General features: G+C 46.1%; 20 protein-coding genes. 10 read left to right on the top strand and 10 right to left on the bottom strand.

Annotation, left to right across the window (positions count from 1 at the left end; translation table 11 throughout):
* Positions 1 to 8 precede the first annotated feature (8 nt).
* The 4 genes from ABS362_RS05500 (at position 9) to ABS362_RS05485 (ending at position 4,331) form a co-directional block, all read left to right on the top strand.
* Complete coding sequence (locus ABS362_RS05500; RefSeq protein ID WP_350411340.1) at positions 9 to 1,568, top strand: SulP family inorganic anion transporter; 1,560 nt, start codon at positions 9 to 11, stop codon at positions 1,566 to 1,568.
* A gap of 23 nt (positions 1,569 to 1,591) precedes the next feature.
* Positions 1,592 to 2,263, top strand: a complete 672-nt coding sequence (locus tag ABS362_RS05495; protein ID WP_350411339.1) for a carbonic anhydrase family protein — start codon at positions 1,592 to 1,594, stop codon at positions 2,261 to 2,263.
* Positions 2,238 to 2,921: a TetR/AcrR family transcriptional regulator gene (locus ABS362_RS05490; RefSeq protein ID WP_350411338.1), complete on the top strand. Its 684-nt coding sequence runs from the start codon at positions 2,238 to 2,240 to the stop codon at positions 2,919 to 2,921. Before ABS362_RS05495 ends, ABS362_RS05490 begins: the two co-directional genes overlap by 26 nt.
* Positions 2,922 to 3,050: 129 nt before the next feature.
* Positions 3,051 to 4,331 (top strand): hypothetical protein, encoded by a 1,281-nt coding sequence (locus tag ABS362_RS05485; RefSeq protein WP_350411336.1) that lies wholly within the window; start codon positions 3,051 to 3,053, stop codon positions 4,329 to 4,331.
* A 63-nt stretch (positions 4,332 to 4,394) separates the two neighbouring features.
* Here ABS362_RS05485 and ABS362_RS05480 read toward each other — a convergent pair whose 3' ends face one another.
* The 6 genes from ABS362_RS05480 to ABS362_RS05455 all read right to left on the bottom strand — a co-directional run bounded on the left by ABS362_RS05480 (position 4,395) and on the right by ABS362_RS05455 (position 10,991).
* On the bottom strand, positions 4,395 to 5,714 hold the full coding sequence (locus ABS362_RS05480; RefSeq protein WP_350411335.1) for a hypothetical protein: 1,320 nt from the start codon (positions 5,712 to 5,714) through the stop codon (positions 4,395 to 4,397).
* A gap of 158 nt (positions 5,715 to 5,872) precedes the next feature.
* Complete coding sequence (locus tag ABS362_RS05475) at positions 5,873 to 6,661, bottom strand: PhzF family phenazine biosynthesis protein (RefSeq protein WP_350411333.1); 789 nt, start codon at positions 6,659 to 6,661, stop codon at positions 5,873 to 5,875.
* Between the two features lie 27 nt (positions 6,662 to 6,688).
* Positions 6,689 to 7,903 carry a DUF6438 domain-containing protein gene (locus ABS362_RS05470; protein WP_350411332.1) on the bottom strand — a complete coding sequence of 405 codons (1,215 nt, stop codon included), beginning with the start codon at positions 7,901 to 7,903 and terminating at the stop codon, positions 6,689 to 6,691.
* 20 nt (positions 7,904 to 7,923) lie between these two features.
* On the bottom strand, positions 7,924 to 9,405 hold the full coding sequence (locus tag ABS362_RS05465) for a S10 family peptidase (protein WP_350411330.1): 1,482 nt from the start codon (positions 9,403 to 9,405) through the stop codon (positions 7,924 to 7,926).
* Between the two features lie 196 nt (positions 9,406 to 9,601).
* Positions 9,602 to 10,300, bottom strand: a complete 699-nt coding sequence (locus ABS362_RS05460) for a hypothetical protein (protein ID WP_350411329.1) — start codon at positions 10,298 to 10,300, stop codon at positions 9,602 to 9,604.
* Between the two features lie 94 nt (positions 10,301 to 10,394).
* Entirely contained in the window at positions 10,395 to 10,991 is a 597-nt protein-coding gene (locus tag ABS362_RS05455; RefSeq protein WP_350411328.1) for a DUF3267 domain-containing protein, read from the bottom strand.
* Between the two features lie 121 nt (positions 10,992 to 11,112).
* Here ABS362_RS05455 and ABS362_RS05450 point away from each other — a divergent pair, with 121 nt between their 5' ends.
* Positions 11,113 to 12,003: an ABC transporter ATP-binding protein gene (locus ABS362_RS05450; protein WP_350411326.1), complete on the top strand. Its 891-nt coding sequence runs from the start codon at positions 11,113 to 11,115 to the stop codon at positions 12,001 to 12,003.
* 5 nt (positions 12,004 to 12,008) lie between these two features.
* Positions 12,009 to 12,779 (top strand): ABC transporter permease, encoded by a 771-nt coding sequence (locus ABS362_RS05445; RefSeq protein WP_350411324.1) that lies wholly within the window; start codon positions 12,009 to 12,011, stop codon positions 12,777 to 12,779.
* On the opposite strand, the gene ABS362_RS05440 is transcribed toward ABS362_RS05445, so the two are convergent.
* The 4 genes from ABS362_RS05440 to ABS362_RS05425 form a co-directional block, all read right to left on the bottom strand.
* Positions 12,774 to 13,451 carry a hypothetical protein gene (locus ABS362_RS05440; protein WP_350411323.1) on the bottom strand — a complete coding sequence of 226 codons (678 nt, stop codon included), beginning with the start codon at positions 13,449 to 13,451 and terminating at the stop codon, positions 12,774 to 12,776. The two genes, ABS362_RS05445 and ABS362_RS05440, sit on opposite strands and share 6 nt — an antisense overlap.
* A gap of 178 nt (positions 13,452 to 13,629) precedes the next feature.
* Positions 13,630 to 14,874 carry a bifunctional 3,4-dihydroxy-2-butanone-4-phosphate synthase/GTP cyclohydrolase II gene (locus ABS362_RS05435; protein WP_350411322.1) on the bottom strand — a complete coding sequence of 415 codons (1,245 nt, stop codon included), beginning with the start codon at positions 14,872 to 14,874 and terminating at the stop codon, positions 13,630 to 13,632.
* A gap of 459 nt (positions 14,875 to 15,333) precedes the next feature.
* Complete coding sequence (gene dnaG, locus ABS362_RS05430) at positions 15,334 to 17,241, bottom strand: DNA primase (protein ID WP_350411321.1); 1,908 nt, start codon at positions 17,239 to 17,241, stop codon at positions 15,334 to 15,336.
* Positions 17,242 to 17,497: 256 nt separating this feature from the next.
* Positions 17,498 to 17,968: an META domain-containing protein gene (locus ABS362_RS05425; protein WP_350411319.1), complete on the bottom strand. Its 471-nt coding sequence runs from the start codon at positions 17,966 to 17,968 to the stop codon at positions 17,498 to 17,500.
* 196 nt (positions 17,969 to 18,164) lie between these two features.
* On the opposite strand from ABS362_RS05425, the gene ABS362_RS05420 reads away from it, so the two are divergent.
* From ABS362_RS05420 to ABS362_RS05405, 4 genes are all read left to right on the top strand, one after another.
* Complete coding sequence (locus tag ABS362_RS05420; RefSeq protein WP_350411318.1) at positions 18,165 to 19,268, top strand: Mrp/NBP35 family ATP-binding protein; 1,104 nt, start codon at positions 18,165 to 18,167, stop codon at positions 19,266 to 19,268.
* A 6-nt stretch (positions 19,269 to 19,274) separates the two neighbouring features.
* Positions 19,275 to 19,544 carry a NifU family protein gene (locus ABS362_RS05415; RefSeq protein ID WP_350411316.1) on the top strand — a complete coding sequence of 90 codons (270 nt, stop codon included), beginning with the start codon at positions 19,275 to 19,277 and terminating at the stop codon, positions 19,542 to 19,544.
* Between the two features lie 315 nt (positions 19,545 to 19,859).
* On the top strand, positions 19,860 to 21,131 hold the full coding sequence (gene fahA / locus ABS362_RS05410; RefSeq protein ID WP_350411315.1) for a fumarylacetoacetase: 1,272 nt from the start codon (positions 19,860 to 19,862) through the stop codon (positions 21,129 to 21,131).
* A 234-nt stretch (positions 21,132 to 21,365) separates the two neighbouring features.
* A complete protein-coding gene (locus ABS362_RS05405; protein WP_350411314.1) occupies positions 21,366 to 22,271 on the top strand; it encodes a flavin reductase family protein in 906 nt (301 codons plus the stop codon).
* The last annotated feature ends 75 nt before the right edge of the window (positions 22,272 to 22,346 follow it).

Here is a 22,346-nt window from a genome sequence, read left to right as displayed (position 1 = left end):
TTTACCTTATGATCAGCTTTAAAGAAATCAAGAATGACTTGCCCGCCGGTATAGTGGTCTTCCTGGTTGCTGTACCGCTTTGCTTAGGAATTGCCATGGCATCGGGCGCACCACTTTTTTCGGGTATTATTGCCGGTATAGTTGGCGGTATTGTAGTTACACTTATTAGCGGTTCGCAGTTAGGTGTTAGTGGTCCGGCGGCGGGCCTTGCTGTTATTGTGCTGCATGCTATCCAGAGCCTGGGTAGTTTCGAAGTGTTTCTATCGGCTGTGGTCTTAGCCGGTGTGTTTCAGCTAATACTGGGCTTTCTGAAGGCCGGGAGCATCGGGTACTACTTCCCGAACTCGGTCATTAAAGGTATGCTGGCCGGTATCGGTGTTATCATCATCCTGAAGCAGATACCGCACGCATTCGGTTATGACGAGAATTATGAAGGCAACCTGCATTTCCTGGAGCCACAGGGCGGTACTACCTTTACAGAGCTCTTTAAAGCGATCAATTATATTACGCCGGCAGCCCTGATCATCAGTGTGCTGTCCTTGTTCATTCTGATTTTCTGGGACCAGGTACTTGCCAAAAGAAGCCGCATTTTCCAGCTTATACAAGGGCCATTGGTAGTTGTGTTGCTGGGCATCGGTCTGAACCTGCTATTCCTTAACTTCTTCCCGAACCTTACGCTGCGCGATAACCACCTGGTAACACTTCCGGTGGCCGACAGCATTGGAGGTTTCTTTAATCTGTTCACAGCCCCCGATTTCAGCCGTGTGTTCAGCTACGAAGTATTGTTTTTGGCAGGTACGCTGGCCGTTGTTGCCAGCCTCGAAACATTACTTTGCCTGGAAGCTACCGATAAACTGGACCCTCAGAAACGTATCAGCCCGGCAAACCGTGAACTTAAGGCGCAGGGTATTGGTAACATTGTATCGGGGTTAATAGGCGGTTTACCACTAACGCAGGTAATTGTAAGAAGCTCAGCCAACATACAATCAGGGGGGCGCACCAAGCTTTCGGCCCTGATACACGGCGTGCTGATACTGGCATTTGTTATTGCCATACCAAACGTACTGAATATGATACCGCTGGCCAGTCTTGCAGCTATATTACTGATGGTGGGTTACAAACTGGCCAAGCCCGCCCTATTTAAAACGATGTACCGAAATGGCATGATTCAGTTCCTGCCATTCGTAGTAACTATAGTTGCCATCGTGTTCACCGATCTTTTAACCGGTATTGGTATTGGTATGGCTGTGGCTATTTTCTTCATACTTAAAAACAGCTACCAGGTATCGCACTTTATGCATAAAGAGAAAGCGGAAAATGGCAAACCTAAATACCACATGGTGCTGGCCGAAGAGGTAACCTTCCTGAACAAAGGCAATATACTGCGCACTTTGCGCAAAGTACCTGAAGGCGCTGAGCTGGAAATAGACTATACCCGCTCTGCGGTGGTTGACCCGGATGTGAAAGAGTTGATAGAGGATTTCAGGGAGACAGCCCACTCTAAAAACATTAAGCTTACCATACACGAAATTCAGCAGGAAGAGACCCTGGAAAAAATTAAACTATAACTAAACTATAAATCTATAATACCATGAGAACCCAGACCAAAGAAACCCAGGCCGAGCTAACGCCACAGAAAGCCATAGACATACTTGTAGAAGGTAACAAGCGCTTTGTAAACAACCTGAAAGCTAACCGTAACCTGTTGCAGCAGGTAAACGAAACATCTACAGGGCAACACCCATTTGCCATTATCCTGAGCTGCATCGACTCCAGAACATCGGCAGAACTTATTTTTGACCAGGGTTTGGGTGATATTTTCAGTGCCAGGATTGCGGGTAATGTGGTGAACGAAGACATACTGGGCAGCATGGAGTTTGCCTGCAAGGTAGCCGGTTCTAAACTTATAGTTGTGCTGGGCCACACCAAGTGCGGAGCTATTAAAGGCGCCTGCGACCACGTAGAAATGGGCAACCTGACCGGGCTGGTTAAAAAAATTGAGCCATCGGTAAATAGTGTTGAAACGGAAGGCGACAGAAACTCAGCAAATAGTGAATTTGTGGAGAAAGTAGCGGAAGCCAACGTACACCGTATGCTCGATGAAGTTCAGGAAAAAAGTGATATCCTTAGAGATATGATAGAAAAAGGCGAAATTGGCATTGTTGGCGGTATGTACTGCGTAGAAACCGGTGCTGTTGAGTTTTACGAGCACACCTTTAATCTGAAACAAACACTAAATGAAGAGCTTGCTGGCAAACATTAGGATAACGGTTGATGAGAAAGTATACCTCAAGGACCCTGAAAGCTCTAAGAAAGGGCAACAGATAATTGAGAACAGTATACTGCTTATTGATGAACTGGGCCTGGAGGCTTTCACCTTCAAAAAACTTGCTGAAAAGATAGGAACCACCGAAGCAACCATTTACCGCTATTTCGAGAGTAAGCACAAGCTGCTTGTTTACCTGATATCGTGGTACTGGAACTGGCTGGAGTACCGGCTGGTGTTTGCAACCAGCAACATTGCATCGGCGGAAGCGCGTCTTAAAATAGCTATCCATATACTGTCTGGCAAGGTGGAGAACGATATGGACTATGCCCATATTAACGAAACAGTGCTGCAGCGTATAGTTGTGGCCGAGTCCGCGAAGGCGTACCTTACCAAGGAAGTAGATGCAGATAACAAAGACGGGTTCTTTTTGAGCTACAAACGCTTATGCAAGCGTATTGCCGGTATAGTTCAGGAAATAAACCCTGACTATAAGTATCCGGACTCGCTGGTATCTACGGTGGCAGAGAGTGCCCATTATCAGGTATTCTTTGCTAAGCACCTGCCATCGCTCACCAACATCAGCAAGGCCCCAACCGAAAACCAGCTCGAAGAATTTTTAACTGACCTGGTGTTTAAAGCCATCTCAAAATAAACTAAAAGCCACCTCTTAAGGTGGCTTTTTTTTGCTTCCATAAACCCGGCAATCTAAGTTTATAGTTAGCCAACAGCCAAACTATAGTTACCTGCCCCAGTAAACTATAGCACAGTATAAACTATAACTATGGAATTACCGGAAGGCTTTGGGAAGATGATGGACTTTGGCCTTGTAGAAGCGCTGCTTGGCCGCCGGTCGCGCCGTTTTTTTATGGGCGCTGAGATACCTGATGGTGTTTTTGCCTACAAATCTGAACATGCGCCTTTGCCCTTGACCGAATTGGAGAAGATGCTTATAGTTGGCGCCTGCGCCGGAAACACCAGTTGGCACCACATGATCTTCAGGGCGCAGCGCTATGCCCCTCACCTTTCTAATTATGCGGCAGCGGCTGGCGGGCGCACTTTTCCGTCGGCAGCCGGCTTCCATACCAGCATGACCTTTTTTACCGATGACGAAGGCGTGTATGTATTGAATAACCGCGATGCCCCAGCCAGCGCCGAACGCGACAAAAAAGGCAAGCTTGACCTGGAAGCGGTACTAGGCGCTCTGAAAGGCCAGGTTACAAAACTGCAAAACCACCGCTTGCAACTGCCCGGCGAAGTACCCTACATTGAAGCGCACAATACCTGGGTTGTAAATAAGCCCGGCACACTACTGGTAATTCCTGTCGCCGACCTTTCGCAGCACGTGTTGTTGGCTATCTGTTACATGCTGCAAAACGGCCTGGTACTAACCGACGACATCAACAAACGAACTATACCGGGTATTGCAAAATACAGCCACCTGTATGATGAGAATGCTGTGTGGCCGATCACGTTTCTGGAGCAATGGTCGATGGCGGAGGTTACTGCCGAACTTAGTACCAGTTGCTATGCTGGCGCATTGATGTTGCAGGCCATGGGGCTGGGCGGCTGGATGTTTGATGGCATAGATCCGTTCAGTATGCTTGGTGCAAGCGGCAACCCTGCTGTGCCAGGTTTAAATTTCAGGTATGATACAAATGAGCGCTGGCCTTACCCCAACCCTACCGGTTTACAGGGCGTGATGGAAGGTTATTGCCCGCCCCACTTCCCCGATATGCGCGCTGCCGTTGACGCTGTTTGTGAACGGAAATTTGGCCAAGGCGGGCCTTTTAACATCCGTACATCGGGGCCCTGGAAAGAAACTGCAAAAGTGCGTGGTGCCGCAGAAGTGCACTCCGAAGAGTTCAGGGAATGCGTGGCTTTACAGGCGCAGTATATTTACGATACCTTCGGCAAATTTCCGGGCACGGTGCCTTCTATCTTTGTAATCACCTACCTGCAGGCCCACCACCTCGACCTCGCCTTTTATGACAAGTTCTTTAAACCGGGCGCTTACCTGCATACACATGCCAGCCACATGGCTAACTGGCACAACTATAAATAACAAGAGCCACTTCATCGAGTGGCTCCTGATTTAATTCCTTCAGCAGCTAAGCTGTACTAAGTTTTACCTGAGCATCGAAGCTGTGTTAGGATTGGAAAGTAGCTCCCCAAACAATTCCCAGCGTTTTTCAGGGTTGTTGTCGGTACCGCCATTAGCCTCAATATAGTTGCGTACCAGTTGTTGCCCCAGGTTATAGTTTATCACGTAGCTGCGATACTTATCCATGAAGCGGGTGCGTTGCAGGGCTTTATCTTTGGCATACAGGTTATATTTAACCAGCATCTCAGCGGCCTGTACTCTTGTAATCTCGCCGTTAAGATATAGTCTGGCTGCTTCGTTTCCGGCAAAATCCAACTGGCCAATCTTATCGAGTATGGCATAGTAGCGATCAGCTTCTGCCGCGTTTAAGCCAGCCAGCGGAAACAGCACTTCTTTCTCAAACTTCATGCGGTCGCCGGCCGGGAAAGCCACATCAATGCCATAGTTGGCGCTACCTTCCGCAATTAAGCTCTGCGGCGAAAACAGCGGGTAAACCGAGAATTCTTTCCAGCCTTTTTTATCCACTAAGTTCTGCTCCAGCAACACGTTAAACACATGGTGGCCCGGGTACCCTTCGTGCGAAGCAAGGTCTATGGCGCGCTCAATGTAAATCGGAAAATCGGTGTTGATCTGTATTAAACTATAGCCTTTGCCTTTGTAGTAATTGTAACCCGACCAGGCTTTATCTGTCACAAACTCCAGGGTAAAGTTTTCATTTTCGGGCAATTTATAGTGGGCCTTGGTTCGGGTTCGGGCCTCGGCAATGGCGGCATTAAAAACAGTATCCAGTTTCGCTTTTGGTATCTCGAACTTAGCGCGGTAAGCATCCCAACGGGCGGCTATAGGCCCTTTGCCGGGCAGTTGCTTATCTATAGCTGATAGAATTTTTTCGAAATGCGCTAGTTCGTAACGAGGTGGTTCGGCATCATATAACAGCTTGGCTTCTTCATCAAAACTATAGGTTTTGCCCTGCATCATTTCTACTTTGGTAATAGCCGCGATGATCTGTTTTTTGAACATGGCCAGTCGGCGCTTTTCATCGGCAGGCAGGTTAGTTGTGTCCTGTGCCTGCAGTTGCTGCTGTATGGTTTTAAACTCGGCTAAAAATTCTTCTGCCGGAAGCGAGTCGGCAGGTTCGCCGGTCGGTCTCCATTCCTCGGGGCCATAGTAAGCATCAACTATATCGCTGTCGTATTGGCCAAGTTTGAGTACCGCCTTTACGTAGCGTTCAGCCAGTTGGTCCATCGTTACTACATCGGTATTTTCAACTTCGGATTTGGTAGATGTGCAGGCCCAGCAGGCAATGAGCATTATAAGTAGAAGTGTTTTTTTCAGAGTTTGCATGTGCAGTGAGTAAAGTTTAATAAGCAAGTTATAGTTGTTTGAACAGGATGAAAAGTTTTGGGATCAGATTTATACCTGACAGGTACCTTTATCTACGAACCATAGAAAAGCTTCTGTAAAAAAGGCCCTGCATTTCTGCAGAGCCTTTTGATTATAGTTTATATCTCTATTTCTCCGGTAAGGTATGTAACAGCCTTCCCGGTAATTTTCACCCTATCGCCGAGGTACTCGCAGGTCAGGTTGCCTTGCCTTTTAGATAACTGCTTAGCCGACATCACCTGTTTGCCCAACCGGTTGCTCCAGTAAGGAGTGAGCGTGGTATGCGCCGAGCCTGTAACCGGGTCTTCTACAATACCTACCTGCGGACAGAAAAACCGAGACACAAAATCCACTTCCTTACCAGGCGCTGATACTATAACGCCACGTGCATCCACTGAATTTACCAGGTTAGTATCCGGGTTAAAGCTAGCTACATGCTCTTCCGAACTATAGATCAGCAGGTAATCGGTTTTGCCTTTGTAGGTTTCCTGTGGCGTTTTGCCAAAAGCTTGTACCAGTGCCTCAGGGGTTTCTACTGCCGTATATTCATCCGTCGGAAAATCCAACGTTAGGGCATTGCCTTGTTTTTGTACCCGTAACAAACCGCTTCGGAGAGAGTGCAGGTTTATAGTAGCAGTTGGGTGGTTATAGTACCTGAAAAGCACATACGCCGCTGCCAGTGTAGCATGTCCGCACAGGTCTACTTCTATGGTTGGCGTAAACCAGCGTATCTCATAACCCTCTCTTTTGGGCACTACAAAAGCTGTTTCGGCCAGGTTGTTTTCAGCGCCGATGTTTTGCATCGTTGCATCATCGAGCCATGCATCCAACACGCACACAGCTGCCGGGTTTCCTCCGAATACTTTATCCGTAAAAGCGTCTATCTGGTATAGTTTTATAGTTGCCAAAGTTGTTTAATGAATAGTGAGTAATGATTAATAGTCCTGTATTTTGAGATCTGATTCTTTAAAATTAGTATCGAAGAAATTGAAACCAATGTCTACTGTCTCAGGTTTTTCTCTGTCTCTGTAAAAGGTATAGTAGCGGCCATCGGTCTTAATAGGTATAAACTTCTCTTTCTTTTCTGCTTCATAGCCTTCACCATTCATTTCTTCTGTTATAGACGGAAACCAATAATAATTACCATAGTGTACTAAATCGAAGCGAGGTTTAAATGCTGTATTGGTTTTCTTCGCTGTCCGTAGATAATTCCAAAGTAGAAAACTTTCAGACTGGGATAATTCAAGTGTCTTGTCTCCTTGCTCAAACTCAAAATTATAGAGATAGGTGTAAAAAGGAGTATTATCAGGCGAAAGTGGTTTTAGGACTGTATTCTGATAAAGGTAACGCAAAGGAATCTGTGCCCAAAGAAGTTCATGAGGTCCTTCTTTGCCATAATCTCTTATAGTTTTATAAATCTTACCATTCTTGATGAAGGTCACAGAGATTTCTTCCATGTCTGTTCCCCCAGCAGCGTATCTTTCATCTAACGTATCAATCCCCGACTTTTGGAAGTTTTCCTGTAGCTTTTTATACATCTTTTCAGTGATGTTTCCTTCCATTAAACCTTCTTTGGTTGTATACTTCGCTCCAAAGAAAAGCACCTTACCATCAGAAGAGATCATTGTACTTGAGATAGGGCAAGAACCATAACAACCGGAAGTAGATAACACAATTGCATCAAATGTCGGCGCATCTTTCAGGTTATAGTTTGCCCGCCTGAAGTTCACAAAACTATCATCTCCTCTAACAGACATAGTATCTAAAGTGATGCGCGCAATCGGCAAGTCTATCCAGACAGAATCTGTCCGATTGAAAATTGAAACAGTATCGTTGTTTACTTTGTAGGTGGTTCGGTTTCCGAGGTAGTAAAATCGCCTGTCCCTTCTTTCCTTCCCCAGTTTCACTTTGTAGAATCCATATTTAAACTCAGCGACCCCATTAGGATGAAAAGTATAGCCATATAGAATAACTCCCCCAGGTGGTGGCGGAAAATCGGTTTTCTTATCAGGTGCATAAGGCACATGTCCCGCTGGCACCCAATCACCAATTAGCTGTTGAGTAAGCTGTTTTTCTTGTTCAGTTGGTTCATCTACCTGTTTGCTGCAGGCAAATAATAGTATAAGAGCAAAGTAAAGCAGCCTTTTCATATCAACAAGCTATAGTTTCACTAATACATCGCCGGCTGACCAGCTTTCGGCAGCGATTTTTTGATAAACTCACGCAGGTCTTCGTTGCTTTTTACCAGGTCTTCTTTGCGCAGGTACATCATGTGGCCGCTGCGGTAGCCTTTCCAGCTGAGGCGGTCTTTTAGTTTGCCACTTGGGTCTAATTGCCACATACTATACTTGGAGTTAAAATAATCGGTAGCGCCATCGTAATAGCCCGCCTGGAACAACACATGCAGGTATGGGTTTTGAGCCATTGCCTGGCGCAGGTTTTCACCGGTGCGGTCGTTACCACGGTTCCAAGGGTGTACCGGCCCGAACATGTTATACTTAACATCGGTTTTAAATTTCAGCTCATCACGCAGGTACATGTTTATGGCTGGCGTAAAAGCATGCAGCCAGGCAGTTAGTTCAGCATTAAAATCAGGGCGGTCGCCGGCATCCTGGCGGTCTATGCCTTTGTAGCGCGAGTCGAGGCGGCCAACTGTGTAGCCCTCGTTGCGGAGCAGCTCTTTCCAGAAAAAGTTGGTAGGCACATCCAGGTTATAGTTGCGTATGCTTTGCTCTGAGATACCGGCATAGCGTGCCATTTTAGTTACCATTTCCTTTTTACGGGTATCCTCAATAAAGCCACCCTGCACTAGGGCCGGAATAAGTTCGTCGGTAGTAAAGGTTTCTACTTCGGCTAACACTACATTCAGGTCTTTTTGCTGCAGGTCTTGCGGTAGCTTTTTGTGATACCAGGCGGTAGCCGCAAAGTAAGGCAATCGCAGGGCCGCATCAACCGGTCCGCTGCGCTCAATGCCCAGGTCGGTTGGCGATACCAGGATTACGCCGTTCAGGTACATCCAGTGGGAGTTCTGCAGTTCCAGGGCCAGGCCAGAAACGCGGGTGGTTCCGTAGCTCTCCCCTATCAGGTATTTTGGAGATGCCCATCGGCCTTTGCGCGTCACAAACGTGTTTATCCACTCGGCCAGGTACTTTACATCAGCATTTACCCCGAAAAACTTCTCTTTTAGCTTGTCTTTATCCACGCCTTCGGCCATGCGCGAGTAGCCCGTGTTCACCGGGTTTACATACACAATATCCGCCACATCCAGTATCGATTCCGGGTTTTCGCGGTAGCCATACGGTTGCACCGGGTAGCCTTCATCATCAATATTCAGCAACCTTGGACCTGTGTAAGCAATGTGCATCCAAACCGAAGCAGAACCGGGGCCTCCGTTAAAAGAGATAACCAGCGGACGAGTAGCGCGGTCTTTTATATCGGAGCGTTCATAGTAAGTATAAAATAAGCCTGCTATTGTTTTGCCATTCTCGTCCCAAACGGGCTGCATGCCGGTTGTAGCATTATAGGCAATGCGTTTGCCTTTAACAGTAACCTGTTGTTTGGTTGTAACTGTAGAGTCAGGGTTAAGGGCACGCTGCGCAACAACCGGAACTATAGTTATTGCCAGCAACAGCAGGAGTAAAAGTTTTCTCATGGTGTGATTTATAAGATAAAAGCAAACTCAACCCACCACTGGCAGGTTAAGCAAACAATATAGTAAAAACGGTGTAGATTTTAGCGCTGCAGAAGTGCAGTTGGGTAAAACTTGCAGCTGATTAAAAAAACTTAACTATAGAAACATCAACTTGCTATAGTTTATCCTCGCAAGGGTATTTATTGATTATAATTTATTACTGCCCTGAAAGAAGTGCTTTTACCTGTTCGTAATGCGCCGCATCAGCGTTGTTGCCTGCTTTTTTAAGCAATCCTATCAACGGGTCGTAGTAACCTATATGCAGAGGTTGCAGGTTTACGAGTTCTATCATCGGCTTTACAGCTTCGGAATAGACTTCTTTTTTTGATAATTCGTTAACCTGGGCTATAAGTTCGCTTTCATATTTTTCATACAGTCCGGTAAAAGCACCCCGTGTGCCAGCCGCAGTTACGACTATTGTTTCCTGGAAATAAGCCGGTTTATTCGTTTCAAACAAGGTATAGCCTGAATCCATGTAATTAAACTGAACAGGAATAACAGCATAAAAGTATTTTGCCGTATCGTTGGTTGCTTCCCACTTGCCCTTCGTTTTTTCAACTATATTCTTAAAAGCATCCGTGTAGTTTTCATCAGCTTTATGCAGCGTTCCAACTTCTACTATCTGCCCATTCCGGTCAATTTTTAGCACCCCAACTATAGTTACAAGCTTATTACTCATAACAGCACGCTGCGGAAACCTGATATTTTTAGCCAGCACTTTAAAGAGTTCTTCCTGGCTCCCTTTGTAGGCTGCTGTGTTGTGTAATCGCTTCAGGTCAGCAGAGTTGATCTGCGCAAAGCAGCTTACGTTTATAGTTATCAGAAAGGAGATCAGGACAAGGTAAAATTTGGTCATAGCCTAAGGTATCAGGGTGTATTTGTAATGTTGACAGCATAATGCAATCATCCGGGAAAGCATAAAACTATAAAATTTAACTATAAGCCGGGCCCTAAACTTTCCGGTAAACTATACAGCCGATCAGGTCCGGGTGATCCTGTACTAAATCCTGCTTTTTAGCATTTCGCAGCATCCAAAGGATAAGAGCATCGCCGCCTGCGGCAACCGTAAACAGCAACCCAAACGCAAACAGGTAAATATTACCAAGCACAAGTCCGGCTATAGTTGGTAAAATCCCCAATACCAGGCCCGGCATCAATCCGCCAAGAATGTAAGCTCTCAAAGGCAGCATTTCTTTGCAGTGGCAATACGGGGTCAGCATTTGCCAGTGCACTCCGTATTTTATAGATTTCAGCCCTTTTTTGCAGAAAACAGCCCAGGTTAGGCCATGCAGTAATTCGTGCACCACTGCACCCGGTATAAAAAGCAGCAACGGGTAAAAAAACACGCTCATCTTATTGGCCTGGTAAAAACTTTCCAGGGTGTGCGCTTCAAACTGTTCGGGCCACAGCCACACATAAACCGGTATAAACACAAGCAATACAGGTAATGCGAAAACAAGCGCCAGCACATTAGCCCTGCCAGCAGGTAAGGTCAGCTCCTCTTTTTTAAAGTTTATAGTTTCAGCGTCTGGCGGCAGGTGTTCCATGGTTATCCTAAAGTAGGTAATCCTCAGAATAAAACCCAACATATAGTGCTGCCCAACTATAAAACAAAAATACTATATTTGTTAAGCCTGCATTTGGGCAACATCCTTAACAAGTATTTCTGTGGCTATAGTTTTAAGTATAGATAACCTCTCGAAGAATTACGGAAGCCTGAAAGCAGTAGACCAACTATCGCTGCAGGTAGAAGAAGGCAGCATTTATGGTTTGCTTGGCCCGAATGGAAGCGGAAAAACCACTACGCTGGGTATGGTGCTCGATGTGATCAGGCCCAGCGGCGGTAGTTTTTCGTGGTTTGGCGAAGGCATCAGTAAAGCAACCAAACACCGTGTTGGCGCCATCCTGGAAACACCAAATTTTTACCCTTACCTGACCGCCAAACGCAACCTGCAGGTTATAGCCGACAACAAAGGCGCCAACCACCACAACATAAATAAAATGCTGGACCTGGTTGGTCTAGGCACACGTAGCAACACAACGTTTAAGGGTTTTTCATTGGGGATGAAGCAACGCCTGGCCCTGGCCGCCGCCATGCTGAACGACCCTGAAGTGCTGGTGCTGGACGAGCCAACCAACGGCCTGGATCCACAAGGCATAGCCGAAGTGCGCGACCTGATACTACGCATTGCAGCGCAGGGCAAAACTATAATTCTGGCCAGTCACCTACTGGATGAAGTAGAGAAAGTATGCACCCATGTAGCGGTATTACGTACCGGAAAACTGGTAACCAACGGCCCGGTCGGCAATATACTTTCAGCCAAAGAGCAGCTTATAGTTAGCGCCGACGAACTGGCCCCGGTGCTGCAATTACTGGAGCGCCTGCCGTACATTACCCAGTTTGCCCAGGAGAAAGACTACATTATACTTACCCTGCAGGAAGGCTATACCAGCACCGATCTTAACCGCGACATGTTTGCACAGGGCATTGTACTGTCGCAGTTAGTGGCACGCCGCAAAAGCCTCGAAAAACAGTTTCTTGAGATTATCAAATCGTAATACTGATGAACTTACTCCGAACCGAGTTCCGTAAAATATTTCCTTACCGTACTTTCTGGGTTATACTGGCTATTTATGCTGTTCTGATGGTGCTTTTATTGTATGGCAGCACCAGTATGCAGATAAATGGCAAAATGCTGGGCGACGAGACCTTCCAGTTTCCGGGCCTTTGGATGCGCCTGACCTATGTAGCCCACTTTTTTAACCTGTTGCTGGGTATATTAATAATTGTGCTTGTTACCGATGAGTATAGTTACAGAACAATAAGGCAGCAGGTAATAGACGGGCTTTCGCGTGCCGAAGTGGTGTTGAGCAAATTTTATGTGGTGCTGGCCCTGGCTGTTTTCAGTACAGTGTTTGTGCTGGCGCTGGGCTTGTACTTCGGGCTCATCTATAGTTCCGACAAGTCCGTGAATGGCATTTTCAGCCAGATAGATTACCTGCCTTATTACTTTGTGCAGGCAGTTGCCTACATGGCGCTGGCTATGTTATTTGCTTTTATTATTCGCAAAAGCGGCCTGGCTATTATCGCGTTTATTGCCTACACCAAAATTGTAGAGCCGCTCATTCATTTCCAGTTGCCCGACCACATCGACAAATACTTCCCGATGAAGGCATTGGATAGTTTAACGCCTATGCCGGGCCAGGAAATAGTGGGGCAACTTACGTCTCCTATAGAACAGCTTTCTCCAGCTATGGCATCATTACCATCGTTGCTTTACGTTGGCCTGTTTCTGCTGCTGACGTACGCCGTGCTTAAGCTCCGAGATTTATAGTGTGTTGTAGTAATTTACTATAGCAATAAAATCTGAGGGCTGTTCGAAGTTTAGTTTTTGCTTGCGCACAAAAGATTTTATCTCTGTTGCCTTTTTGCCGCAGAAGTTCAGAAAATCTTTACGCATGTGATGTATGCCTTTCACTTCGCCATCCCCGTTCATCACATAAAACTGCGGCTTTATCTGGTCGTAGTAAATGCCCTGAATCGGATAGCCCATCGGGTCGGTTGTTCTGTTATCCATCTTCTCGGCCAGGTAAGGATCTATAATGCGTTTGTGATAGCTCTCACGCATCAGCAGGGTGGTATTTCCATCAAGTATCTGTTCAAAGAAAATGGGTATTTTAAAATCTGTGTATTCTTCACCCTTGTCCCAGTAAATGGTTCTAAACAAATGGCGTCTGTCACTGTGCCCGTTCGATACCTCAAACTGCACTACATTAACCGGAGAAAGAGAACTGAGCGTGTTATCGGGCTGTGATATGGTAATGACATCTTTTGACCTGTAATACGTAACAACACCCTCCAGCACTTTACCGGAAGTAAGGGTTACTACCCCTTTGGGCCATATCTGTATGTCAATGTCTACCCTGGTTTGTGCCGGTGCGGCATTACTGATGAGCAGGATTAAAGCAGAAAAGAACAGGAATCTAGTTAATAAAATAAACTTCATAGGCTTTCCTCCATAGTTAAAAAGTTACACACACACCTATACCAGTAATAACTATAAACCAAGCCTTTTAGGTATACCTTTTCTTAAAACAGATATAATTATTTAGGCAACGCACTAAAAACAAAAGCCAGTGCATTGCTGCACTGGCTCTATTTATAATCTCCTTATAGAGATATAGTTACCTGTTTATAGTTGCGCTCTTCAGAATCTCGTGCCCCAACTTGTCGCGTTTGGTTGCCAGGTACTTCTGGTTATGCTCGTTCGGAGCTATTTCGATAGGCACATTGCCCACCACTTCCAGCCCGTAACCAATAAGCCCTGTACGTTTTTTAGGATTGTTAGAGATCAGCATCATCTTAGTCACGCCAAGGTCGCGCAGTATCTGTGCGCCCACGCCATAGTCACGCTCATCCATACCAAAGCCAAGTTCCAGGTTTGCCTCCACAGTATCGCGGCCCTGTTCCTGTAGTTTGTAGGCTTTCAGTTTATTTATCAGGCCAATGCCACGACCTTCCTGGTTCATGTAAACTATAACGCCTTTGCCTTCACGCTCTATCATGCGCATGGCCTCGTGCAGCTGTGGTCCGCAATCGCAACGGCACGACCCGAAAATATCGCCGGTTACGCACGACGAGTGCACACGTACCATTACAGGCTCATTTTCTTCCCAGGTGCCTTTTACAAGTGCCAGGTGCTTGGCGCCATTGCTGCGCTGTGTAAATGCATACAAGTCAAAATTACCAAAATCCGTAGGCAACTGTACAGCAATTTCACGGTCAATCAGGCTTTCCTTTTTCAGGCGATACGCGATCAGATCTTTAATAGAAACCAGCTTCAGGTTGAAACGCTTTGCTACGTGTACCAGGTCCGGCAGGCGAGCCATTGTTCCATCTTCGTTCAGGATCTCAACCAATACACCTACAGGGGCAAGTCCGGCAAGGCGAGCTAAGTCAACACCCGCTTCGGTATGTCCGGCACGACGCAAAACACCTTCTTTTTTAGCCTTAAGCGGAAAAATGTGGCCCGGCTTTCCAAGGGAGTGCGGATCTGTGTTCGGGTCTACAAGTGCCAGTATTGTTTTTGCCCTGTCTGATGCTGAGATACCGGTTGTACAGCCATGTCCGATCAGATCCACAGAAACTGTAAAAGGTGTAGCGTGCAATGCTGTGTTACGACCGACCATCAGTTCCAGGCCAAGTTCTTCGCAACGCTCTTCGGTAAGCGGTGCACAGATCAGGCCACGGCCGTGGGTAGCCATAAAGTTGATGATCTCGGGCGTTACCATCTCGGCAGCGCAGATAAAGTCACCTTCGTTCTCGCGATCGTCGTCATCAACCACAATAATAACTTTACCCTGGCGGATATCTTCGATAGCATCCTCGATCGAATCGAGTTTTATAGGTTCTATGTTTGTATTCTCCATAAAATGTTTTGCGGGATCAAGATCAGCAAGTAACTACCTCAAGCCCAGCTTTTAGAAAACTTGTTGCTTCTACTTAGCATAACTATAAAAAACGGAGCATTGTTCAAAAGCCATACACCCTAAACTATAGCCTGCTTAGCAGGTATTCGGAAAACTGAACAAAGGTAGAAAGTTAAAACCCTTCTCTAAAGGAAAGATGCTAATTTTTATAGTCGCGAGGGAGAGTTTGTATAGTTAGGCAACTATAGCTAGTGAAGTTTATAGTTTAAACCATAGTTTTACACACTGCTCTTTCGGATTTGCAATCCGAAAGTATAGAATACAAGGATTTATAATCCGCTTAACTTTCATAATTACTTGGTAGTATAAAATCGGATTGCAAATCCTTATAGTAGATGCATCCGGATTACAAATCCGGATGAGCAATTATAGTTTGTAGTGTATCCGCAAAACGATAGTTTACCTGTTCACAACTATACCGAGCAGGTCACCGAGCTGCTTATAGTAGGAGCTTAAATTCATGATCAGTTTCAACACTCTGTCTACTTCTGTAGGGTCGGTTACAAGGCGTAGTTTTTCGCTTTCCTGTTTCAGCAGCAGTTCGGCATTTCTGCGTTTCAGGCGCATTACGGCACGTTCGGCACCGTAAGGTAACAGGTCGGTTTCGCGGGGCACAAAAACCTGGTGCGTTTCCCAGTTCGGGCTAAGTTCGTAGGGCTCAGCTAACAGCGAAATAGACTCTGTTCTGATCTCTTCTTTCGGGAAAGTAATGAAATCATTTGCAGTCGGAAGTACGCCGTTGTTTAGTCTTTCCTTTACAAAATCGATGATCTGGATATAAAGCGGCGTAACAAACTCAATGTCATCGAGCTGCTCCAGCATGTACTGGCTGGTGGTAATGCCATCTTCCAGTTCCTGGTCAGGGTAATGCAGGATCATGCGCACAATTTCGCGCTCGTAACGTTTGGTCACTTCCAGTTCCGGTACTTCCTTTTCAGGCTCCGGAACTATAGTTTGTGGTATGTATGCTTCCTGGTTGCCGGTTTTTTGTTGTTGCTGGCGCTCCTGCAGGTGCATTTTGTTGTACTCCGATATCAGTACCTGCTCATCGATATCGAAAATAAGGCTGGTGCTCTGGAAGAAAACAGAACGCTTAATGGAGTCCGGAATTTTGGAGATAGTGGTTACAATCTCGCGAATCGCTTCGGCTTTCTTTACAGGGTTTCCCTTCGCTTCCTCGGCATAGATGCTCGATTTGTAAGAGATAAAATCCTGGGCATTAGCCTTTACATAGGCCTTAAATGCCGTATCGCCAACTTTCTGGATATAAGAGTCCGGGTCTTCGCCTTCCGGAAAAGTAACCACCTGCACATTCAGGCCCTGTTCCAGGATAAGGTCTATACCGCGTAACGACGCCTTTATACCTGCCGCATCGCCATCATATAACACCGTAATGTTATGCGTATAGCGTGCGATCAGCTTTATCTGGCCTTCGGTTAGCGATGTACCCGACGATGAAACAACATTCTCGATGCCGCCCTGGTGCAACGAGATCACATCCAGGTAACCCTCCACCAGGTAGCACATGTCCTGCATGCGCATCGCCTGCTTCGCCTGGAACAAACCATAAAGCACATTGCTCTTGTGGTAGATCTCAGACTCCGGGGAGTTCAGGTATTTCGGGCTCTTTTTGTCGTTTGATTTTAAGGTACGCGCACCAAAACCTACTACCCTCCCCGATATGTTATGGATCGGGAACATGACACGCGCCCGAAACCTGTCGTAACGCTTGTCTTCTTTAACTATAGTTAGGCCGGTGGCTTCTAAATATTGTTGCTTGTACCCTTCTTTTAGCGCAGCGTCGGTCAGGTCGCTCCAGGCCTCTACACTATAGCCTAGTTCAAACTTTTTTATAGTTGCCGCGCTCATACCACGCTGTTTCAGGTACGACTGGCCTATACTTCCTTCTTCGTGGTTAAATAAGTTATGCTGAAAATGTTTGTTGGCGAACTCCGAAACTATAAATAAGCTGTCGCGCTCGCTTTGCTCCTGGCTGTATTCGTGGGTTTCTTCTTCCGGTACTTCAATGCCGTACTTTTTGGCAAGGTGCTTTAGTGCTTCCGGAAAACTGGCGCCTTCCACATCCATGATAAACTGCACCGAGTTACCTGCCTTGCCGCAACCAAAGCACTTGTAAATGCCTTTAGCCGGCGATACAGAGAAAGAAGGAGATTTTTCGTGATGGAAAGGACAGCAGGCCCACATGTTCTGCCCCTTTTTCTTCAGAGAAACATAATCGCCCACTACCTCAACTATATCAGCCTGGAGAATTATCTGGTCAACGGTTTCTTTCGGAATAAGGGACATGGTACTACACTTTAGAGGGATGACAAAGATAAGAATTTGTCTGAACCGCAGATGAATCGGATCAGATAGATTGGTCAGATTTTATTCTCAAACTATAATCGGGTATGAGTCGCTTCCTGCTGATCTTAAAAATTCCTGTACCAAGGCCCTATATAAAGATACAGACAAAAAAAGACGCAACATATTGCGCCTCCAAACAAACTATAGTTTTCTCTCAATCCCTTAAATTTTCTCTAAGGTCGCTTTTAAACCAACCTTAATCTGCTTGGCTACTACTGTTGTATATCAGTTTCTCCCCGTCGCGGCAAGTAATGATGAGCGTGTTTTGCTGTATGGTATAAGATCTGGCCAAACCCAGTAACTCAAAATACTCGCTTTCTAATTCAGTACTAACCATTTTTGTACTTCCAATTACTGTAACTGCCATATCACCCACCAACATGGTGCCGCTTGTACCTTCGTTTGTCAGGGTAAGTCTTCCGAAATAATTGTTTGGGGCAGCATTTCCTGTAAACGAATAGTCGGATGATGCCTGCTGTTTTCCAAATTCTATCCAAACCTGTTCATCCTGAGGTGGTAGAAGATCCGCTTTATCTGTATAGGCAATCGCTGACAGGTTCCATTTTTTAAGAAGTGCTGCGGGTGCTGCATCTTCCTCTTTATCGAGGCAGGAAGTAAGAAGTGGTAATACCAAAAGAATATAAAGCAGCGTAAGGTATTCTCTCATGATTCAGGTTAAAGGTGGTTTATTCTTGACAGACCCCGGCAATTACAAAAGGGTTGCAGCCTACTTAACTTTACTACTACTTAATAGTTAACTATAGGAATCAAACTGACAAATATCACCATTATATCGGACTGCATCTGTAGTATTTTGTTTGTATCTTTGCAGCAGAATTTAGCGCAAGCTTTATATTACAACTATGGCTATTACAAAAGAAGATATACTAAAAGCCCTCAGCTATGTAGAAGAGCCCGATCTTGGAAAAGACCTGGTTACGCTAAACATGATAGAGGACGTACAGGTGGATGGTAAAAATGTAAGCTTTACTGTTATACTTACAACTCCGGCCTGCCCCTTAAAAGACATGATCCGCAACGCCTGCGTGCGCGCCATCCATACTATGGTTGATAAAGACGCAGAAGTTACCGTAAACATGACCTCGCGCGTGACTACAGCCCGCACCGATAATGCTGCTGTAGTTGGTGGCGTTAAAAACATCATTGCGGTAGCATCTGGTAAAGGTGGTGTGGGTAAATCTACAGTCACATCTAACCTGGCAATTGCCCTTGCTGAGACGGGTGCACGCGTTGGCCTGATCGACGCAGACATTTTCGGACCCTCTATGCCGACGATGTTTGGCGTGGAAGATGAGCGTCCGCGCATGATTCAAGGCGACCACGGCAAGAACTATATTGTACCGGTTGAGAAGTATGGCGTTAAAATGATGTCTATCGGCTTCCTGACTCCTCCTGATGGCGCTGTTATCTGGCGTGGCCCGATGGCAAGTTCTGCTCTGAAGCAATTTATATCTGATGTAGATTGGGGTGAGTTGGATTACCTGCTGATTGACCTTCCGCCGGGAACTTCGGACATTCACTTAACCATGGTTCAGGCGCTGCCGGTAACAGGTGCTGTTATAGTTACAACTCCTCAGAAAGTAGCTTTAGCCGATGCCATGAAAGGCTTACAGATGTTCCGTCAGCCACAGATCAATGTTCCTGTTTTGGGTGTTGTTGAGAATATGGCGTACTTTACACCTGCAGAGCTTCCTGAAAATAAATATTTCATTTTTGGTGAAGGCGGCGGCAAAGCCCTGGCAGACAAGTATGAAGTGCCACTTTTAGGCCAGATTCCAATCGTTCAGAGCATCCGTGAGAGCGGCGATGCTGGAACTCCGGTAGTTTTACAGAACGATTCTCCGGCTTCCGGTGTTTTCAGAGAGTTGGCCCAGGCTGTGGCGCAGCAGGTTTCTGTTCGCAACGCAACTATAGCCAAAACGCAACCCGTAGAAATTAAAAGCTAACGAAATATGGCAGCTAGTAACATAGATCAAGATTTCCTGAACCGAATAGAAGGTGCCCTTGACCAGATCAGGCCGTACCTGGAGGCAGATGGCGGCAACGTGAAAGTGCTGGAAGTAACCGAGGACATGGTGCTGAAGCTGGAATTGCTTGGTGCCTGCGGCTCCTGCCCTATGTCTACCATGACGCTGAAAGCCGGTGTAGAGCAATCTGTGTTAAGAGCTATCCCCGAAATTAAAGCCGTAGAAGCCATTAACCTGACTCCTATAAACGGATAATAAAAAGTATTTATAGTTCGCAGCAGCCCCGGTTTATAGTTTAAGCCGGGGCTGTTGCGTTTTACCCCATCCCACCCTACCCCTAAGAACAGCGGAAGGAGTTTTTACTAATGTTTTTAAGATTGGATTGATCTTTATGTTTTTCGTCTGTACTGGGATCAATGGGGATTTGGGGATTTGATCAACCATTCAACAATTTAACCTCCAACAATCGGCAATCAACAATTAAGCCTCCAACCATTTAACAATTAACAATCGCCTTTCCCATCCGTATCAAAATAACTATATTTGCCTATATTCTGACGATACAGCACTATGTTAAAAGCCAACGACCCATCCCTGCATTCCTGGATAGAAATAGCACCTAACAGCGATTTCCCAATTCAGAACCTCCCATTCGGCATTTTTGAGACCGACGACAGAGACCCGCGTGTTGGCGTTGCCATCGGCGACTATGTATTTGACTTACTGGCAGTGGCCAGGCTCAACTTATTTGAGCTGATCGATATTGATCCGAATGTTTTTCACAGGCCTTACCTAAACGATTTTATTGCCTTAGGCAAACCAACCTGGCGTGCAGTGCGCAACCGTGTTTCGGCTTTGCTCCGCAACGATAATGATGAGATTAGCGGCAGCAGCGAACTCATTGACAAGTGCCTGGTAAAACAGAGCGATGTGCGTATGCTGATGCCTGTTAAAGTTGGTAACTATACGGATTTTTACTCCAGTATAGAGCACGCTACCAACGTGGGTACCATGTTCCGGGATCCAAAGAATGCCCTTTTACCAAACTGGAAGCATATCCCGATCGGTTACCACGGCCGCGCCTCATCTATAGTTGTTTCAGGTACTGATGTCCGCAGACCTAATGGACAGACTAAAGCGCCTGATGCTGAGTTACCAACTTTCGGCCCAACCCGCTTATTAGATTTTGAACTCGAAGTTGCTTTTATCACCGGCAGAGAAACCAAACTTGGCGAAAGCATCACACCAAACGAAGCGGATAACTATATTTTCGGACTGGTACTGTTCAACGACTGGTCGGCAAGGGATATGCAGACCTGGGAATATGTGCCACTGGGCCCGTTCCTGGCAAAAAGTTTTGCATCCTTAATTTCTCCGTGGGTAGTTACGCTGGATGCACTTGAGCCATTTAAAGTAAAAGGCCCGGTACAAGACCCAAAACCACTGCCTTATCTGCAATTTACTGGCAATCATAACTACGATATTAACCTGGAAGTACTGATCAAACCGGAAAGCGGACAGGAGACAAGTATATGCCACTCTAACTATAAATACATGTACTGGAACATGAACCAGCAACTGGCACACCAGAGCAGCAACGGCTGTAACCTGCAGGTCGGCGACATGTATGCTTCCGGAACTATAAGCGGCTCCGATAAAGGTTCATATGGCTCAATGCTGGAACTAACCTGGCGCGGCACTCAACCTATAAAACTAGCTGACGGCACAGAACGCAAGTTCATCAACGACTACGACACCGTAATCATGCGTGGTTTTAGTGAGAAGAATGGTATCCGAATCGGTTTCGGAGAAGTGAAAGGGAAAGTACTGCCTGCTTTGTAATTGCTTGATCGTTGGAGGTTGATTGTTGAATTGCTATTTTTATTCCCCTCCTTGGAGGGGTTAGGGGTGGGTTTATTTCAACTATAAACGATACAAATCCAGAAAACTATAAGCTATAAAACCACTGCTCAGCCGGTGGTTTTATAGCTTAAACGTTACCATTGCCGCCTTACCTGATATGCCGTATATTAGCAGTACAAACCAGGATGCTTTACATATTCTAAATTAAACCAGATGGCTTACAAAACCATAGACCCACAGGACGTTAAAACCGCTGAAGTGCACGCTTTGCTGCTTGGTGCCATTGCCCCACGCCCGATAGCTTTTGCCAGCACCACCGACCTGGAAGGTAACGTGAACCTGAGCCCGTTCAGCTTTTTTAACGTGTTCAGTGCCAAGCCACCGATTCTTGTTTTCTCGCCTGCCCGCCGCGTGCGCGACAACACCAGCAAGCATACTTTAGAGAATGTGATGGCTACAAAAGAAGTGGTGATCAATATTGCCAACTATAGTATTGTAGAACAAATGTCGTTGGCCAGCACGGAATATGACCGAGGCATAAATGAGTTTGTAAAGTCAGGGTTGACACCTGAGGCCTCTGTTTTAATAGCGCCGCCTCGGGTGCAGGAAGCACCAGTTTCTTTTGAATGTAAGGTGAATGAGGTGATCAGTTTAGGTCCGGAAGGTGGCGCCGGCAACTTGGTGATTTGTGAAGTGCTGCTGATGCACATTAATGAAAATATTCTGGATGAGAACGGAAAGATTGATCCTTACAAACTGGATGGCGTTGCCCGTATGGGTGGCGATTATTACCTGCGTGCCAACGGAGACTGTATTTTTGAGCTACCAAAACCGGTAAAGAACAGAGGAATCGGCATAGACATGTTACCTCCGCACATCCGCAAAAGTGCAATACTCACCGGCAACAACCTTGCACGCTTAGGCAACTCCGAAACCATACCTACCCACACCGAAGTAGAGGCCTTTAAAACTGAACCTATAGTTGCCTATACGCTGAATAAGTATAAAAATGACCCAACTACGCTTAAGCAGGAACTGGAAAAGCTCGGGAAGAAATTGCTGGAAGATAACCAGGTAGCAGAGGCATGGAAAGTGTTGCTGTTAAGGAAACAACTATAAAATAAATATCTCCATAATGTAAAAGCCCGCTGTTAAAGCGGGCTTTTACATTATGGAGATAAGTTGCACTTCAAT

The organism is Pontibacter populi, from assembly GCF_040278685.1.
In the GTDB taxonomy this organism is placed as follows: domain Bacteria; phylum Bacteroidota; class Bacteroidia; order Cytophagales; family Hymenobacteraceae; genus Pontibacter; species Pontibacter populi.
Note: the sequence above shows the minus strand (reverse complement) of the source record. Positions and strands in the feature narration are given on the sequence as shown.